The organism is Mesotoga infera (assembly GCA_011045915.1).
Classification (GTDB): domain Bacteria; phylum Thermotogota; class Thermotogae; order Petrotogales; family Kosmotogaceae; genus Mesotoga; species Mesotoga infera_D.
The window spans coordinates 1-1,849 of the sequence record DSBT01000339.1; the positions used below are offsets into that span (position 1 = coordinate 1).

The 1,849-nt window shown below is 43.3% G+C and carries 3 protein-coding genes; all 3 read right to left on the reverse strand.

The features are described 5' to 3' along the window. Window positions 1-289 (reverse strand): hypothetical protein (locus tag ENN47_10900; GenBank protein ID HDP78666.1); only part of this gene is annotated, 289 nt, incomplete at its 3' end. Between the two features lie 61 nt (window positions 290-350). Further along, complete coding sequence (locus ENN47_10905) at window positions 351-1,661, reverse strand: restriction endonuclease subunit S (protein HDP78667.1); 1,311 nt, start codon at window positions 1,659-1,661, stop codon at window positions 351-353. Beyond that, window positions 1,651-1,849, reverse strand: a 199-nt coding sequence (locus ENN47_10910) for an SAM-dependent DNA methyltransferase (GenBank protein ID HDP78668.1), incomplete at its 5' end; no start/stop codon positions are given. The genes ENN47_10905 and ENN47_10910, both read right to left, overlap by 11 nt.

The window sequence follows — 1,849 nt, forward strand, 5'->3', positions numbered from 1 at the left end:
CTTCAGTCAGATATTTGTGAAAGCTCTTGTTATTCTCGACTATATCCGGACTCTCTTGCGCGACAATCTTTCTCACGGCTTTATCTATGCCGTCCAGGGATATGTGGGGATTGACTCTGGCCAGAGATCTGCGGAGGCGCTCGATTAGAACGACATCCCTGTATGTGCTACGTTCGGGAAAATGACCGTCTGGTGAAATATCCGGCCCGAAGAGCCTTTCATACCCGATCTCCGTCAGGATATCCAGAGCTATCACTTCAATTTCCGATTCAGTCATTGCCTTTGGCACTGGAATCACCCCATATCTTTCGCAAATGCCGCTTCTCACATCGGTGAATGACTTTCCGCCTCTAGAATTGATCGACTTCTTTCTCAGAGACTGGAACTCTGATTTCTCCTGACATGAGTTTCGGGAGGAGATTGTCTCTCATCATAGACAAAACCTTGGATTCATAAATTCCTTCGAAAAATGCAGACACGTAGTTACGAAAAATGTTATCAAATCTTTCTAATACTAGGCTATGACTTCCACATGGAATCGATACCTTGAATCTTTTCAAGTCTTCCCAGTTTGCTCTTGGCATTCTTGTGCCTGTTGAGACTGCAGAAGCATAATCGATGAATTCTTTCCTCGCAACGGACTCTACCGCTAAACTCCAATAGTTACTGTCTTCAACATTAAGAACAAGGATATCGGTAGAGCAAACACCATCTACCGGTGCAATTCCAACTTTATGGAAATAGGGTCTAAGTTTGCCAAAGAGAATGTCTCCTTTGTTGAATCTCATTTTTTCGCTTTTCACAGTACCTACCTGTCCCCAAATATCAAGACATATCGAGCCTTTTGGCATGTGCTCCAACCCAATATATGGAAACTCGGTAGGGACTTCTTCTGGGGAAACGGATTTTCTTTTGATTTGAAGCAAATCACCTATGTATGAAACTTTCCACCCTTTGGGAATAGGGCCGAGGGAGGAGTCGATCATTTCGCCGCCGGAGGACTTGTAAGGCTCACTGTTTTCATTTGGGAATTCGAAGTCTATAAACCAGTGCTTGAATATCGCCCTTGCTATTTCTTCGAGCATCCTGTTGATTTTGCGATTTGCTTTTATTCTGTCATCAAATGCCTTGAGAACAAGGGCTATTCCCTTCTGAGTATATATACTTGGTAGATCTATGTCTAGATCTTCCAACATCGACTTTGTAAGAGCCTCTCTAGTTGCGCCTGCACTGGCAAATCCTAGAAGCTTGTTCTTCGTATTTGGATTAACTAGATAATAGAGGACAAAGTATGGATCAGCGATTTCAGACTTTATCCTAATAATAGATACATGCTGATTAACTCGGGCCGGCAGTAATTCTTTAGGTGGTATCGTGCATCTTCCAACTGATGCACCCGTGATGTTGATGAGGATGTCTCCAGGTTCAACAATAACATTTTCAAGCTCTCTGGCTTGAAACTCGTCAATTAAGGCCAGGTTCTTGTATTCAAAATCGAGATCGTAGATATTCAGGCTCCTTATTAGTGGAATTCCATCCTCCTTATACGATTTTTCTCCTCCCCTTGGTGTGGCACCACTTCCGATTTTCGAGCAAATCTCTTTCAGTTTGATTGATCTCTGTTCTGATTGACATAGAGATTTTAGATTGTTACAACCCATACCCAATACCCTCCAGGTTCTTCCTGATCTCTTCTTCCAGTTCTCTCGATTCTTTGAAGAGCTTCGCGAGTTCGGTCGTGAGTCTTTCCATCTTCTCTTCGAAGGGTTCGCCGTCGTCTTCGATCTCTTCCATGCCTACGTAACGGCCAGGGGTAAGGATATAGCCATTCTTTCTTATCTCATCAATC

Bases quoted from the DNA above. Each gene is read 5' to 3' on its own strand.
- ENN47_10905 (HDP78667.1), bottom strand. From the start codon at position 1,661: ATGGGTTGTAACAATCTAAAATCTCTATGTCAATCAGAACAGAGATCA.